The organism is Novosphingobium sp. Leaf2 (genome assembly GCF_001421325.1).
Lineage (GTDB): Bacteria > Pseudomonadota > Alphaproteobacteria > Sphingomonadales > Sphingomonadaceae > Novosphingobium.
The window spans coordinates 91360-106016 of sequence record NZ_LMJY01000019.1 but is presented as its reverse complement, the minus strand read 5'-3'; the positions used below and the strand labels follow the sequence as shown (position 1 = coordinate 106016).

The 14657-nt window shown below is 64.5% G+C and carries 14 protein-coding genes; 12 read left to right on the top strand and 2 right to left on the bottom strand.

Annotated elements, in window-relative coordinates; all coding sequences use genetic code 11:
* Positions 1 to 214: 214 nt before the first annotated feature.
* Entirely contained in the window at positions 215 to 2521 is a 2307-nt protein-coding gene (locus tag ASE49_RS14840) for a TonB-dependent receptor (protein WP_056774206.1), read from the bottom strand.
* Positions 2522 to 3083: 562 nt separating this feature from the next.
* On the opposite strand from ASE49_RS14840, the gene ASE49_RS14835 reads away from it, so the two are divergent.
* The 3 genes from ASE49_RS14835 to ASE49_RS14825 all read left to right on the top strand — a co-directional run bounded on the left by ASE49_RS14835 (position 3084) and on the right by ASE49_RS14825 (position 6134).
* Positions 3084 to 4565, top strand: coding sequence for an amidase (locus ASE49_RS14835; RefSeq protein ID WP_056774204.1), 1482 nt, complete (start codon positions 3084 to 3086; stop codon positions 4563 to 4565).
* A gap of 91 nt (positions 4566 to 4656) precedes the next feature.
* Positions 4657 to 4881, top strand: a complete 225-nt coding sequence (locus tag ASE49_RS14830) for a hypothetical protein (protein ID WP_056774200.1) — start codon at positions 4657 to 4659, stop codon at positions 4879 to 4881.
* On the top strand, positions 4878 to 6134 hold the full coding sequence (locus ASE49_RS14825) for an MFS transporter (protein ID WP_056774197.1): 1257 nt from the start codon (positions 4878 to 4880) through the stop codon (positions 6132 to 6134). The genes ASE49_RS14830 and ASE49_RS14825 overlap by 4 nt, the downstream gene beginning before the upstream one ends.
* Here the strand turns inward: ASE49_RS14825 and ASE49_RS14820 are convergent.
* Positions 6113 to 6421 carry a non-heme iron oxygenase ferredoxin subunit gene (locus tag ASE49_RS14820; protein ID WP_056774194.1) on the bottom strand — a complete coding sequence of 103 codons (309 nt, stop codon included), beginning with the start codon at positions 6419 to 6421 and terminating at the stop codon, positions 6113 to 6115. The genes ASE49_RS14825 and ASE49_RS14820 overlap by 22 nt on opposite strands.
* Positions 6422 to 6533: 112 nt before the next feature.
* On the opposite strand from ASE49_RS14820, the gene ASE49_RS14815 reads away from it, so the two are divergent.
* The 9 genes from ASE49_RS14815 (at position 6534) to ureC (ending at position 14641) form a co-directional block, all read left to right on the top strand.
* Positions 6534 to 7769: an aromatic ring-hydroxylating oxygenase subunit alpha gene (locus ASE49_RS14815; protein WP_056774192.1), complete on the top strand. Its 1236-nt coding sequence runs from the start codon at positions 6534 to 6536 to the stop codon at positions 7767 to 7769.
* Complete coding sequence (locus tag ASE49_RS14810; RefSeq protein ID WP_056774189.1) at positions 7769 to 8563, top strand: nuclear transport factor 2 family protein; 795 nt, start codon at positions 7769 to 7771, stop codon at positions 8561 to 8563. Before ASE49_RS14815 ends, ASE49_RS14810 begins: the two co-directional genes overlap by 1 nt.
* Entirely contained in the window at positions 8560 to 9408 is an 849-nt protein-coding gene (locus tag ASE49_RS14805) for a TauD/TfdA dioxygenase family protein (RefSeq protein ID WP_056774186.1), read from the top strand. The genes ASE49_RS14810 and ASE49_RS14805 overlap by 4 nt, the downstream gene beginning before the upstream one ends.
* Before the next feature lie 82 nt (positions 9409 to 9490).
* Positions 9491 to 10408 (top strand): ribokinase, encoded by a 918-nt coding sequence (locus tag ASE49_RS14800; protein ID WP_056774183.1) that lies wholly within the window; start codon positions 9491 to 9493, stop codon positions 10406 to 10408.
* Positions 10409 to 10630: 222 nt separating this feature from the next.
* Complete coding sequence (locus tag ASE49_RS14795; RefSeq protein ID WP_056774180.1) at positions 10631 to 11482, top strand: TauD/TfdA dioxygenase family protein; 852 nt, start codon at positions 10631 to 10633, stop codon at positions 11480 to 11482.
* Positions 11479 to 12306 carry an urease accessory protein UreD gene (locus tag ASE49_RS14790; RefSeq protein ID WP_056774178.1) on the top strand — a complete coding sequence of 276 codons (828 nt, stop codon included), beginning with the start codon at positions 11479 to 11481 and terminating at the stop codon, positions 12304 to 12306. The genes ASE49_RS14795 and ASE49_RS14790 overlap by 4 nt, the downstream gene beginning before the upstream one ends.
* A 1-nt stretch (position 12307) precedes the next feature.
* On the top strand, positions 12308 to 12610 hold the full coding sequence (locus tag ASE49_RS14785) for an urease subunit gamma (RefSeq protein WP_056774175.1): 303 nt from the start codon (positions 12308 to 12310) through the stop codon (positions 12608 to 12610).
* Positions 12594 to 12932: an urease subunit beta gene (locus ASE49_RS14780; RefSeq protein WP_235523005.1), complete on the top strand. Its 339-nt coding sequence runs from the start codon at positions 12594 to 12596 to the stop codon at positions 12930 to 12932. Before ASE49_RS14785 ends, ASE49_RS14780 begins: the two co-directional genes overlap by 17 nt.
* On the top strand, positions 12932 to 14641 hold the full coding sequence (ureC, locus tag ASE49_RS14775) for an urease subunit alpha (RefSeq protein WP_056774173.1): 1710 nt from the start codon (positions 12932 to 12934) through the stop codon (positions 14639 to 14641). Before ASE49_RS14780 ends, ureC begins: the two co-directional genes overlap by 1 nt.
* Positions 14642 to 14657 lie beyond the last annotated feature (16 nt).

Genomic DNA, 14657 nt, shown 5'->3' with positions numbered 1-14657 from the left:
CATCGCCACGACTGGAGGCAAAAGCCGTCAGTTCAAGGAGGTGAGGTGATGGAATATGTCGATATTTCGAGCCAAGCCGACGCGGAAGTGGCGGCTTTTGGTCCAGCCCCTTTACAGGCAAATCGCGGCGTTGCGGAATGTGTCTACGCCGCCTTAGGGCCGCCGCCCGCGGGGTGCCGGACGAGCCTTGCTGGCAAGACCCGTCCGCTATCCCTCAGAAGTTGACCGACACGCTGCCCATCACCTGGCGGGGCGGAATGTATTCCACGCTGGTGGTGCCAGAGCCATATGGGTCCGAGAAGCGCGAGGCGATGCCCGCTTTGTTGCTGATGTTCTGCGCCCGAAGCGCCAGGCGCCAGGGTTGACCTTCAGGTGTATACGTGATCGAGGCGTTGAAGATGGTGTAGGACGGCACCTTGTCGAGGAAGCTGTTGGCGAACACGCGGTAGTTGTAGCTGCCGCGATAGGCCACCTCACCGCGCATCGCGAGTTCGGCAGAGGGCAGCGCGGCGGTATATGTCGCCGCAAAAGTGCCCTGCGTGGTCGGCATCTTTGGCAGACGTTTGCCGTTCAGGTTCTCGCGCGCGGCGTCCACGGCTGCCTCGATCCGCGCGTCGTAGTAGTAGCCGGCGGGGTAGCCCAGCGCGGCGAAGGTTTGCGCGCGCACTTGCGCTGCTGTCTGCGCATCGATGGTCAGGAAGTCCGACGTGAACTTGCCCTTGCCCCATGAGAACGTGCCGTCAAAGCGCAGTGCCGGCGAGGCGATGAACGTGGCTTCCGCCTCGGCGCCCCAGACTTCCGCCTTGGGAATGTTGTCGGTGCCGCCGGCGAAAGGCACCGGGTCGTCGGCGGTGAACTGGAAGTTCTTGTACCAGTAATAGTATCCGGCCACGTTCAGGCGAACGCGCCTGTCGAAGAATTCGTTCTTCGAGCCGATCTCCAGGGCTTTCACCGTCTCCTTCTTGAAGCTTTGCGGCACGTATTGCGGACCGGAGGAGAAGCTGCCGGCTTCGAACGGTTTGTCTGAAACGAAGCTCACGCCCGTCGGCTTGTAGCCGGTGGATGCGGTGACATAGATGGAGTTGTCGGGCGTCAGCTTGTAGTCGGCGCTGATCTTGCCGGTCAGGGCATCGCTTTTGGCAGAGCGCGGCGGAACCAGGTAATAGAACTGGTAAGGCTGCGCGGAAACCTTGTCCCAGCTATAGCGCAGACCCGCCGTGATCGCGAGCGCATCGGAGGCGTGGAAGATCGCCTGGCCGTACCCGGCGAGCGAGGTGTGCTGGTAGGGGCTGTCAGTCTGGAACTTCACCCCCGTGCCATCGGGCAACACCACCGCTGCGATGCCCGGAGCCGATAGCTCCAGGATATCCTGCAGTGCGCGCTGGCGCAGGAAGAAACCGCCCAGGGTCCATTCCACGGTGGAGGTGTTTTGCGAACTGAGGGTGACTTCCTGGCTGAATGTCTTGCTGCGATCGTGCCAGCGCACCAGGTGATCGAAGATCGCGGGGTTCGCCGTGCGGTCGGACTCCGACGTCTGGTTCTTGTTCATGTACTGGTATGCGCTGACCGATTTCAGTACCATCGTGTCGTTCAGCTCCTGCGACAGCGTCAGCGATACCATACGGGTGTCGAGCTTGTACGTTGCAGGCAGGTCCTGATCGACGTTGCGAGCGCCCGGGGTCGTGTCCGTGATCAGCTTCTGCACCGCGCCGGCATGGTCTGCGTGGAATGCGGAGGCTTCGAGCAAGGCGCTGAAGGTCGAACTGGGTTGCCACAGCAGGGAGGCGCGCCCGGCCAGGTTGTTTGCGTCATCCAGCGCGTACTTGCTGACGTTCGGCACGCCAACGGAATAGCCATAGCCGTCGTGACGCAGGTACTGCCCGGCGAACCGCGCCGCCAGGGTCGGCCCAAGCGGCACGTTCACCGCGCCATCGACCTTCACGTAGTTGTAATTGCCGTACGAGGCCGAGGCATTGCCGCTGGTGTCGCCCAGCTTGGGTTTGTTGGTGATGACGTTGATCGCGCCGCCGGTAGACGTTTCGCCGAAGACGGTGCCCTGCGGCCCGCGCAGCACTTCGATACGGTCGACGTCGATGAGGTCCTGGCCGAGCGCCATGGTGTGGGCGATGTAAACGCCGTCAATGTGGAAGGCGACGCCGGGCTGGGAGTTAGGGTTCGAACTGGTTTCATAGCCGATACCGCGGATGGTGATCACGCGCTCGGCGCCCTGATTGCGGGCGATGTTGAGGCCGGGGACATAGCCGTCAAGGTCGTCAAGGCTGTTGGTGTTGCGCTGGCGCAGCACGCTGCTGTCGATGGCGGTGATGGCGATCGGCACGTCCTGAAGACGCGTCTCGCGCTTTTCACCGGTAACGATGATGTCGCTCAACTGCGGCGCGTCGGTATCGGCCGGGGCGCTGGCATCCGCCGCGATCGCCTGGGTGGAGGTCGCTGCGATCGCGAAGAGCGAGGTTGAGATAGCGAGCCGGACTACCTGTTCGATCACGTTTGTTGATTGCATGTGGATCTCCCTGTTTTGTGGTTGAGATCCGCTCCCTGGTCAGTCTTTTTCTGGTTGATTCAAAAACCCCGGGCGGCGCCCCCGCGCCGCGAACGTAAGCAAAGGCCTTGCGGACAAGATTACGATGCCATGAAAAATATGCAATGCAAATTGTACGGCACTATATTCAAAAAATATGACTGGACCCGTGCCGGACCGACACCTCATCTTGTTCCGGCAGCATCGTTCCATAACTTTTGATGTACCGCAATGCAGGGGTTGATCCGTACCAAAGAGTGTGCGCTCCACGACAAGTACAACCGCGATCGACAAGTGATCCGTGTGCGGGGACTACGCCGGATACCCTTGCTTTCAGGCTTTCGGACCCGGCTGCAGGCACGGCGAAGCGCAAACCGCTATCTGCCGTCTCCTTCCACGTTGCGTTGGGGACGGTATTGGCAGATGCCGGTAACGAAACCGCGAATATGCCGCGCACATTTCCATGCTTTTTGATTGATCTGACGTGCCAGATAGCCTTACCCTTGCTCCATTGGCGCCGCGCGGCGTCTTTATGGAGTTGGGTATGAGCAGACTGGCAAACACCGGCTCGACCGTTGGAGTTGGCGACCTTGCGGCGCTTACGGCCACGCAACAGGCGCAGCTCATCCGTTCCGGGCAGGTTTCGCCGGTCGAGGTGGTCGACGCGGTGTTCGCCCGGATCGCGGCGCTCGAACCGCTCGTCCATGCGTTCTGTCATCTCGACATCGCTCCGGCCCTCGATCACGCTCGTGCGGCCGAGGCGGCGGTTCTGCGCGGTGATGCGCTGGGTCCGCTGCACGGGGTGCCGATATCGGTAAAGGACCTGATCTGCACGGCCGATATGCCCACGGTCAGCGGCTCGCGCGCCTACGTGGGCTTCATCCCCGAGGAAGACGACGTCTGCGTGGAGCGCGTGCGCGCGGCGGGCGCCATCGTCATCGGCAAGACCAATACGCCGGAATTCGGCTATGCGGGTGCAGGCAAGAATGCGGTCTTTGCGTCTACGGCCAACCCCTGGAACACGGCCATGACATCGGGCGGATCGAGCGCGGGCAGCGCGGCGGCGGTGGCGGCGGGGATGGGTTCGCTGAGTATCGGCAGCGATGGCGGCGGCTCGATCCGGGGGCCCGCCAGCTACTGCGGCCTGTTCGGGCTGAAGCCGTCCTACGGCCGCGTGCCGGCGTATCCGGGCTGCCGCGATCCGCGCTATCCCGGCGTAAGCAGTTGGGAAAGCGTGGAGCACCTGGGCCCGCTGACCCGCACGGTCGAAGATGCGTCGTTGCTGATGTCGGTAATCGCCGGGCCGGACGCGCGGGACTGGCATTCGCTTCCCGCCGGCGATGTGGACTGGCTGGCCGCCCCGCGCGCACCGTTGCCGCCGCTGCGAATCGCCTTCACGCCTGATTTCGGGTTTTCCGCCGTCGATCCCGAAGTGCGTGCGATCACGCAGGCCGCCGCGCAGGTCTTCGCAACGGATCTGGGCTGCGAAGTGGTTGACGACACGCCGGTGCTTGAGGACATGTTCGACGTGTTCCTGGCGATCATCATGCGCGATTCCGATCTGCGCGGTTTGCGCGATCTGGCCGGGCAGGGCCTGATCCACCTGCCCGGACTGTTGATGATGCTGGAGCGCGATTGGACCGGGCAGGACTTTACCGACGCGGCCATGGCCCGGCAGCGCGTGTGCAACGAACTGCGCCGCTTCATGCAGGGCTATGATCTGTTGCTGACGCCCACCGTATCCTCCCCGCCGTTCAGCGTGGAGGACTTCAATCCCGATGCGATCGGCGCGATCCCTGCGCAACAGGCCAACGCTTCGCCGTTCACGTACCCGTTCAACTGGACCGGACAGCCGGCGGCGAGCGTGCCGGCGGGCTTTACCGGAAGCGGGCTGCCGGTGGGGCTGCAGATCGTGGGGCGCCACCTTGCCGATGGCTTGGTGCTCACCGCCGCTGCCGCTTTCGAGCGGGCACGGCCATGGGCGCAGGTTTGGCCATCGTTGTGCAATGCATATCATATCGGTTAGCGATACATAATGCATGGCATATTACATTGTTGATACCGTGTAAATTTTGTGTAGCTTGATCTCCGGTCGCTGCTTCGGAAGTCACCTCGCCATGCCGCCCAACGTGCTTCCATCGCTCGCGTCCATGCTGTCCGGCAGAAAAGGCGTACGGCTGATCGTCGACAGCCAACTTGATTTCGTGGCGCCCGGCGGCTCGCCGCTGGACCATGCCGCGGTGCTGCGCGCGCCGTGCCGTCACGCCGTCACCATCGCCCCGACTGCGGCCTTCGCCGCCGCGCCGAGGCAGGCCACGCTGCAATCCGAGGATGTCCCATGACCGAAGCGATCGCCAACATCCCTGCGTCCGGTCCATTGCGCGCAAGGTCCGGTTCCGGGCGCGGCGGGTTGGTGTTCGGCGCGACCCTGGGCAATTTCATCGGCGTGACCGGCAGCATCTCGATCCCGCTGGGCGTGCTGCTGGTGCCGATCGCGCAGGACCTGGGCTGGACCCGCACCGAAGTGGCGGGCGCATTCACCGCGCTCTCACTGGCGCAGGCCCTGGGCTACCCGATAGCGGGCCGTATCGCCGACCGGTTTGGAACCCGCGCAACCCTGCTGTCCGGCTTTGCCGCGCTAGGCCTGACGCTGGTGCTGATCGGCCTTGCCCCGGTGTCGCTCATCGCATTCTACGCACTGTTTTTCCTGGCAGGCGCAGTGGGCGTGCTGGCGAGCACGATGGTGTTGGCAAAACTTCTGTCCCAATGGTTTCTTGCCAGGCGCGGCTTCTGGCTCGGCCTCGTGGGCGGGGTCGGCAACGGCTTGGCCGGTATGGTCATGCCTGGGCTCGCGGCGTTCCTGGCGGCCACCGTCGGCTGGCGGGTGGCATTCGGTGCGCTGGGCGTATTCATACTGCTGGCGGCTTTCCCGATCCTGTTCGTAACTTTGCGCGAACCCCGGCAGGCCGTGGCCCAGGAGGAGGGGGCTCAAGCCGGCGCCACGTTCGCGCAGGCGATGCGCAGCCCGCTGTTCTGGGCGATCTTCGCGGCAGTGCCGGTTGGCGGCGGCGCCCTTACGGGCGTCTTTGCCAGCACGGTTACGGTGTTGACCTCGCAAGGCGTTGCGGTGGGCAGCGCGACCCTGGCGGTCACCCTGTTTGCGCTGGTCTGCGTAGTGATCGAGCCGCTTGCCGGCCACATGCTTGACGATGCAGCGCGCCCGCGCCGCACGGCGGCGTTCTTCGCGCTGGCCGCAGCGGGGCTGATCCTGCTGGCCCATGCCAAGGGCCCGGGGATGGCGGTGCTGGGCAGTATCCTTACCGGCATGGGTCTTGGCGTTGAATTCAGTGTGCTGCCGTATCTGCTCGCCCGCTACTTTGGCCTGCGTGAGATGGGCGCGATTTCCGGTGTTGCCTATGCCGGCGCGCTGATCAGCAACGGTCTGTCTCCCCTGCTTCTCAATGCCGCGTACGACCGCAACGGCAGCTATGCGCCTGGCCTTTATCTGGTCGGCGCACTGATGGTGCTGGCGCTGGTGGTGTTCCTGCTGCTGCCACGGTTTGATCGCGCCGCTCAGTCCGGCACGTCGGCGTAGATTCCGTCATCGCGCAGTTCCACCCGATAGACGGCCAGCGGCTCATCACACGGCGGGTCCACCGGTGCGCCGGTGACCAGATCGAAGCTGCCGGCATGCAGCGGGCAGATAAGCACGCCGTCGATTATCTTCCCGCGCGAAAGCAGCGCAGTGCCGTGCGTGCACTGGTCCGCAGTAGCGTGGAACACCCCGCCGACTTCGAACACGGCCACCGCCGGCTTGCGGCCGCGCGCGATGCGCTTGGCCCGACCCACCGGTACGTCAACCGCCTTGCACAAAAATATCACGTGGGCTCTCCGAAAAGGGCGGTTGCGACCAGTCATTACACATGTATAGTGCAATGCAAGATGCACGGCAAAATATTGATGCTTGTAATGCGAATTTTCGAAAGGTGACACGATGAGTGCGTTCGTGCAGGCCGGCTTGCCGCAAGCGACCCTGGAACCGGAGGTGCTGAACCTTCTCGACCAGCTTGGCGCCAGCGTTGGCGACGTGTCGCAGGCCATGAGCCTCCCACCCGCGTGCTACACCTCGCCCGCGTGGTTCGAATTCGAGAAGCGCGCCGTGTACGATCGCGAGTGGGTGGCGACCGGCCACGTCGGCGCGATCCCGGACGTGGGGGACTACTTCACGATTGAGATCGTTGGCGAGCCGCTGCTGGTGGTGCGCGGCAAGGACGACACGGTACGCGTGCTCTCTGCCGTTTGCCGTCATCGCGGCCACTTGCTGGGCGAAGCCAGCGGCAACGCCCGCGGTTTTACCTGCCCCTTCCACGGCTGGTCCTATGACCTGGAGGGCAATCTCACCGCCGCGCCCGAAATGGAAGGCACGCTGCCGTTCGCGGAACTCAGGCGCACCGCCTGCCTGCCGGTGTTCCGCTCGGAGATCTGGAACGGCTTCATCTTCGTCAACTTCGATGGCGAGGCCGCGCCGCTCGCGCCCAGGCTCAAGACGTTGACGGGCTTGCTGGAAAACCACCGCATGGCCGAACTCGCCTCGATCAAACCGGTCGAGTGGGCTTCTAACAAGTGGAACTGGAAGTTCATGCAGGAGAACGCGCTGGAGCCGTACCACACACACTACCTGCATGCCGGCATCCACGATTTTGCGCCTTCCAGCAACGTGCGCTTCAACGATTGGGATGACGCCGACGATGGCGCGATCTATCGCGAGGTCGAATTCACGCACATCGACGGTGGCTTCAACATTGCGGGCAAGGCGCTGTTTCCTGCGCTGCCCGACCTGACCGACGAAGAGCGTTCGCGCGTGGTGTTTGCCGGCGTGATGCCCAACCTGTTTCTGGGCGCCCAGGCAGACGTGGTGTTCTATTACGTGATCCTGCCGCAGGCTGCTGGCGACATCACCCTGCGCGTGGGCGTGCTGACCAGCTGGGACAACTTGTCCCTGCCCACGGCGGACTTGCTGCTCAAAGGCACGATCGACGGGGTGGCCGTGTTCAACGAACAGGATACCGAAGCCAATATCCGCACCCACAAGGGCTTGTCGTCCCGCGTGGCACCGCGCACCCGCTGGTCGCCCAATGAAAAGACGCTGGCGCAGATCAACACTTGGCTGATCAAGCGGTACAAGAGCTATGCCGCCACGCTTGGCGTCTATGCGGAGGCGGCCGAGTGATGACCGTTACCACCGATTTCGGCATCCCGGATATCGCAGCAGAACTCGCGACCTTGCGCGCGCAAGTCGAAAAGCTGACCGCGAAGGACGCCATCGCCGATCTGGTTACCACCTACGCGCGCTCGTGCGACGTGGGCAACGATCCGGTGCTGCTGCGCCCGCTGTTTACCGACGATGCCACGTGGACGTGCAAGGGGTTCGGCACTTTCGTGGGCGGCGATGGCTGTGCGCTGGGCCTCAAGGCGGTAGCGGGCGAAAAGATCTGGTGGTCGCTGCACAACATGATCTCGGTGCAGATCACCCTGGATCCGTCCGGCGAGGAGGCGATCGGGTTCTGGTACTTGTGGGAAGCGGCAAACCTGCCGAACGAGCATACCAACGAAGCGGAGGCGTACTGGATCGCCGGCACGTACGATGCGCGGTTCCGCAAGGTCGGTGGCAGGTGGCTGTTCAGCACAGTCGAACTCAAGCTCAACATGGCAAGCCCGATCGCCGAAGGGTGGGTGAAGAAACGCTGGCCCGACGGCACGCGCAAGCAGCCGTACTTCGCAACTCTCCAAGCCGGCGAGACGTACCACTGGTGCAAATGCGGAAAGGCCGAGGCGCAGCCGTGTGACCCCGCGCACATGTGCGGAACTGCCCCGGCGATGGCCTTCACTGTCCCCGAAACCGGGCTGCAGGCGATCTGCGGTTGCGGCTATTCCAGGACCAAGCCTTTTTGTGACGGGTCGCACCTGAACCTCAAGTACGACTGGTCGCTGCTGGGCAAGGATGGGCCGGAGGCAGTTGTATGAGCACGGCATCGCTTGATCGCGCAGAGCTTAAGCCCGGCTTCGGCACGCAGATCGGCGGGGTCGATCTTGCGGCTGCCGGTGATGCGCAACTGGCCGATATCGTCGCCGAGTTCCATCGCACCGGCGCCCTCGTGCTGCGCTGGCAGTCACTCACGCCCGAGCAGTTCGTGCGCTTTGGCAAGGCGTTCGGGCCGCTGGAGGGACACACGCTGCAGGATTTCACGCTGCCCGATCATCCGGAGATCTACATCCTGTCCAACCGGGTAGAGGACGGCAGGCCGGTCGGCGCGCACAACGACGGCATCGGCTGGCATACCGACCTCAATTACACCGCCGAGCCGGCGATGTGCACCATGCTCTATGCGATCGCGGTCCCGCCCGAGGGCAGCGATACGTTGCTGGCAGATCAATGCGCGGCCTTTGCGGCGTTGCCCGCACAGCGGCAGGCGGAGTTGGCGCGGCTCAAGCAGATCCATTCGTTCGAATACCTTGCCAACATGCGCAGCGAAGGGCGAAAGGCGATTCCGCCTGAAGTCTTGCGCGCCAATCCGGACGTGGTGCATCCGCTGGTCCGCACCCATCCGGCCGACGGGCGCAAGGCGCTGTGGGTGTCAAGCCTGACGCCCGGGTTCGTCGGCTGGTCTACCGCCGAGAGCGAGCCGGTGATCGACGCGTTGATCGCATTCGTGACGCAGGAGCGTTTTGTCTACCGCCACAAGTGGCAGGTCGGCGACGTGCTGGTGTGGGACAACCGCTGTACTTTGCACACGGGCACCTTGTTTGACGACACACGGTATATCCGCGAGATGCATCGCATGTGGGTGAAAGGTGATCGCCCGTACTGAACGTGTGCGCGCCAGGCCAAGACTTGGCGGCGCGGCGCGTCTAGCACGGTAGCGGGCCGATTCCGGCCAGGTTGGGTGGTGTATGTCTGTCACAGTGTTCGGGTCGCTCAATTTGGACATCGCGCTGCGGCTGCCTGCAAAGGCCGGCTGGGGGCAGACGCTGCTGGTTCAGGAGAGCGAGGAGGCCGTGGGCGGCAAGGGCCTGAACCAGGCCATCGCCGCTGCGCGCTTCGGCTCGGTCACGCACATGGCCGGCGCGGTGGGTGACGATAACGCAGGTGTCCAGTTACGCAGCGCGCTGGTGGCCGAGGGCATCGATACCGCGCATGTCCAGGTGCTGGCCGGGCAGCCCAGCGGGCGCGCGACGATCCTGATCGAACCGGGCGGCGACAACATGATCGCGGTAGAGCCTGCCGCCAATATGGCCGCGCGCGCGATGGACGCGCTGCCCGCATTGTCTGCACAAACGCGCGTGCTGCTGGTGCAGCTGGAAAACGACGTGGACGAGATTGCCCGGTTGTTGGCCAGCGCGCCGGCCGCATCCTTGCGCAAGATCCTGAACGCCGCGCCGGCGATTCCGGCGGGTGCGGCGCTGTTCGGACTGGCCGATATGCTGATCTTCAACCAGACCGAATTTGCCGACTATCTCCAGTTGGACCGGGAACCGGAAACGCTGGATGACGTGCTGGTCGCGCGGCGGCTGCTGGGCCGGCCCAATCAGGCCGTGGTGGTGACGCTGGGCGCGATCGGTTCGGTAGCGGTGTGGGCAAACGATGCGATCTTCTCGCCTGCGATCCCGGCACCCGTTGTGATGGACACGAGCGGCGCCGGAGACTGTTTCTGCGGCGTCATCGCGGCCTGCGTCGATCAGGGCATCGGGCCGCAAGACGCGCTTCGCCTTGCCAATGCCGCCGCGTCCCTCTCGGTGCGCGCGCGCGGCGCGGCGCCGTCGATGCCGGACCGCGCGGCGGTGGACGCGCTGGTGGCGGCGACTGTCTGAGCAGGTGGGTCATCGACCGGGGCTGCGCGCACCATGCCGAAGGAAATGGCGCTCTGGCTCAAGCACGAAAACATCGACGGTGTAGTATGCGCGCAGGGTTTGACGCGCGCGGATGGTCGAACGTTTGAACAGCCGTGTAGTTCGCCATGATATATGCATTATAAATTGCACCAGTTTTGAATTGGTGCAATCCTTCGATCAGCAAGGGATTAGGAGTCAGCAATGGAGACAGTGGTTCAGGACAGGCCGCACGCGGACGGGCGCTACGCGCTGCTCAAGGTGGAGCGTCTCAATCCCACGATCGGCGCTTATGTCAGCGGCGTTGACCTGACCCAGCCCTATGGCGAGGATGTGGCGGCGGAGCTGCGTCAGGCTCTGGCCGATCACATGGTGATTTTCCTGCGTGATCAGCCGCTGGATTTCGCCGCGCATCGCCGTCTTGCCGCGGTATTCGGAGAAGCGCATGTCGCGCCCAGCACCAAGCCCTGGCGCGTCCCCGGCTTTGACGAGATCACCAAGATGCACGCCGACCACACGTCCAAGTATGTCGCGGGCGAGGACTGGCATTCGGACATGAGCTGCGATCCGCAGCCGCCGATGGGTTCGATCCTTTACCTGCACACCATTCCCCCGCTTGGCGGTGATACCGTATTCTCCAGCATGTACGCCGCCTGGGACGCGCTGTCCGACCGGATGCGCGCGCAGCTGCAAGGGCTGACCGCGACTCATGACGGGGTGAAGGCGTTCGGGGGCCTCGTGCCCGAGGGGATGACGCTGCCGTGCACGTCGCATCCGATCGCGCGCACCCATCCGGTTACCGGGCGCAAGGCGTTGTACGTCAATCGCGGTTTCACCACCCGGATCGACGGGGTTTCCGAGCGCGAGAGCGAGGCCCTGCTGGGTTTCCTGTTCGAACATGTGCAAAGCCCGATGTTCCAGTGCCGGTTCACGTGGAGCCCACATGCGATCGCGATCTGGGATAACCGGTGCGGCCAGCACATGGCGATTTGGGATTACTTCCCGCAAGTCCGTTCGGGATACCGCATCCAGATCAAGGGTGAGACGCCGGTTTGAAGCCTGCTGTGGCCACGGTCCCGGCCTACCTTCGCAGCCAGGGTAGCCTGTCGCTGCGTTTCGAACGCCGGGGCGGTGCCACCGTACTGCGCCGGCGGCAGGAGGGCGGATGCCTGCGCGTGCGCGTGCCGCGTGGGCGGACCACCGAAGCGGTCATGATCAACACGTCGGGCGGCCTGTGCGGCGGTGACGCGGTGACGCAAGATGTCATGTGGGATACCGGCACGGCCGCTGTGCTGACGACCCAGGCGGCGGAAAAGGTCTATGGCAGCCGGGGCCCCGCCAGCACGGTGTCCACCCGCTTGACGGTGGCGGCGGGTGCCCACGGGGAATGGCTGCCCCAGGAAACCATCCTGTTCGATGGGGCCAGGCTGGAGCGTGAGGCCGCGATCGTGGTGCAGGGCGATGCCACGCTGCTGTGGTGCGAATGCCTCGTGTTCGGTCGCCTTGCGCGCGGTGAGCGTTTCGCCTCGGGCATGCTGCGTGACCGCGTGCGTGCGTGGCGCGATGGCACGTTGATCTATGCCGACGTCCTCGACCTTGGCGAAGCGCCCGCCGCGCAGATGGCCCGCGCCGCACTGGGGAACGGGGCGACGGCGTCAGCGGTGATCCTTGCGCTGGGAGGCGATGGGGCGGGGCGGTTGGACGCCTTGCGCGCCGAACTGGAACATCATCCGAACGTACTTGCCGGGGCGAGCGCGTGGAACGGGATCGTCTCGGCCCGGTTGCTCTGTGCCGATCCGGCGGCGCTGCGGCTGTGCCTTTCGGGCGCGCTCGACGTTCTGCGCGGCGATGCCCGACTGCCTCGCGTGTGGCGTTGCTAACGTGCAATTGACGCCCAGGGAAAAGGACAAGCTGCTGATTTCCGTGGCGGCAATGGTGGCCCGCCGGCGGCTGGAACGCGGCGTGCGGCTCAACTATCCCGAGGCGATCGCGCTCATCAGCGACTTCGTGATCGAAGGCGCGCGCGATGGACGCCGGGTTTCCGACCTGATGGAAGCGGGCGCGCACGTCATCACCCGCGAGCAGGTGATGCCCGGCATCGCCGAAATGATCCCGGACGTGCAGGTCGAGGTGACCTTTCCCGATGGCACGAAGCTGGTTACCGTCCATGACCCGATCCGCTGATCCGATGGCGCCGATGATCCCGGGCGAACTGCTTGCCGCAGACGGTGAGATCGTATTGAACGCGGGCCGTCCGGTCACGCGGCTTGCCATTGCCAACACCGGCGATCGGCCAATCCAAGTGGGCAGCCACTACCATTTCGCGGAAACCAACCCGGCGCTGGCGTTCGATCGCGATGCGGCGCGCGGGCAGCGGCTCGATGTTCCTGCCGGCACGGCGGTGCGTTTCGAGCCGGGGCAGAGCCGCATGGTAGACCTCGTGCCGCTGTCCGGTACGCGCCGGGTGTTCGGCTTCCGGCAGGATGTCATGGGAGACCTCGACTGATGGCCTATCGGATGAGCCGGGCCGCGTATGCCGACATGTACGGCCCCACCACCGGCGACCGCCTGCGCCTGGCCGACACCGACCTGATCATCCGCATCGAGCATGACTGCACGTCCTATGGCGAGGAGGTGAAATTCGGCGGCGGCAAGGTGATCCGCGACGGGATGGGCCAAAGCCAGGCAACCCGCGCGGCGGGCGCTGCCGATACCGTCATCACCAACGCCGTGGTGCTTGACTGGAGCGGTATCTACAAGGCCGACATCGCCTTGCGCGACGGGCGGATCGCTGCGATCGGCAAGGCTGGCAATCCCGATGTGCAGCCCGGCGTCGACATCGTGATCGGGCCGGGGACGGAGATCATCGCGGGTGAAGGGCGCATTCTCACCGCAGGCGGCGTGGACGCGCACATCCACTTCATCTGCCCGCAGCAGGTGGAAGAGGCGATCGCCAGCGGTGTGACGACCATGATCGGCGGCGGCACCGGCCCTGCGACCGGCACCAACGCGACGACGTGTACGCCCGGACCGTGGCATATCGAGCGCATGTTGATGGCGGCTGAAGGCCTGCCGGTGAACCTGGGCTTTGCCGGCAAGGGTAACGCCAGCCAGCCGCAAGCGCTGGTGGAGCAAATTCGCGCCGGGGCCTGCGCGCTCAAGCTCCATGAGGACTGGGGTACCACGCCGGCCGCGATCGACTGCTGCCTTTCCGTTGCTGACGCCATGGACATCCAGGTGATGATCCACACCGATACGCTGAACGAAAGCGGCTTCGTCGAGGACACGATAGCCGCCTTCCAGGGCCGCACCATCCACGCGTTCCACACCGAAGGCGCGGGCGGTGGTCATGCGCCCGACATCATCCGCCTGGCCGGTCTGGCGCACGTCATCCCCTCGTCCACCAACCCGACGATGCCGTTTACAGTCAACACCATCGACGAGCATCTCGACATGCTGATGGTATGCCACCACCTCGACCCTTCGATCGCGGAAGATCTCGCCTTCGCCGAAAGCCGCATCCGCAAGGAAACGATCGCAGCCGAAGACATTCTGCACGATCTTGGCGCGCTCTCGATCCTGTCGTCGGACAGTCAGGCGATGGGGCGGGTCGGCGAGGTGATCACCCGCACGTGGCAGACGGCGCACAAGATGAAGCGGCAGCGCGGCCCCCTCGATGGCGATGACGACGCGGCCGACAATACGCGCGTGAAGCGCTACGTCGCCAAGTACACGATAAACCCCGCGCTCGCCCAAGGACTGGCGCACGAGGTCGGCTCGGTCGAAGTTGGTAAACTGGCCGATCTGGTGCTGTGGCACCCCGCCTTCTTCGGCGCCAAGCCCGAACTGGTGATCAAGGGCGGCATGATCGTCCATGCCATGATGGGCGACGCCAATGCCTCGATACCCACGCCGCAGCCCGTCCATGCCCGGCCGATGTTCGGTAGCTACGGACGCGCGATGGCGGCAAGCTGCATCACGTTCGTCAGCGCGGCGGCGCTCGAAACCGATCCCGCGCACCGCCTGAGCTTGCATCGCACCCTTAGCGCCGTGCGCGCGACCCGCGCGATCGGCAAGCGCGACATGAAGCACAACGACGCGCTACCGGTGATCGAAGTGAACCCCGAGACATACGAAGTGCGCGCAGATGGCCAGTTGCTGATCTGCGAACCGGCCGACGAACTGCCTCTGGCGCAACGCTATTTTCTTTACTGAGCAAGGGTTTATCACA